This window comes from Vibrio sp. 2033 (assembly GCF_033339735.1).
Window position 1 is genome coordinate 1 of sequence record NZ_JAWOVC010000790.1, and the last position, 525, is coordinate 525.

A 525-nucleotide genomic window follows, 5' to 3' on the forward strand; every position below is an offset into this window, starting at 1 on the left:
CATCAATCCGCTTTATTGACCGAACAATTGGGCCGATCTGATTCCCCCCTTTATCAAACGGCGTTAGAAAAACTCATCACCGATCTAGAGCTAAGCGTTAATGACGTCCATCATTGGGTTACTCAACATACATAAAGCGATTCTCTTCCCTCAAAATAACCTCAAGAGAAGCATTTAAGCTTCCGCTGCATTGAATTTTCTTACACGCTTTGACTGCACAAGGATTGACCCATGAGTTTTGACCGTAATCTGTGTAAAGTTCTGGTCGCTGACGATTCCAGACTGGTTACGAGTAGCGTGACCGCGATACTTCGACAACTCGATTTAAGTGACATCTATTACGCTTATAAACCTTTTGAGGTCATCAATCTTTGTAAGCAAATGCATTTTGATTTGGTGATTTGTGACTACAACTTTCAAACCCAGCTCAATGGCTTTCAGTTGTTAGAAGAGTTAAAGCACGCGCAAATTCTGCCTGCACATACAACTTTCGTTTTTTTGACCGGAGAAAATGATCACAAGATC

At 41.3% G+C, this 525-nt stretch carries 1 protein-coding gene; it reads left to right on the top strand.

From position 1 onward, the window contains the following. Positions 1–231: 231 nt before the first annotated feature. On the top strand, positions 232–525 hold a 294-nt coding region (locus R7P74_RS29105; RefSeq protein ID WP_318124195.1), incomplete at its 3' end, for a response regulator.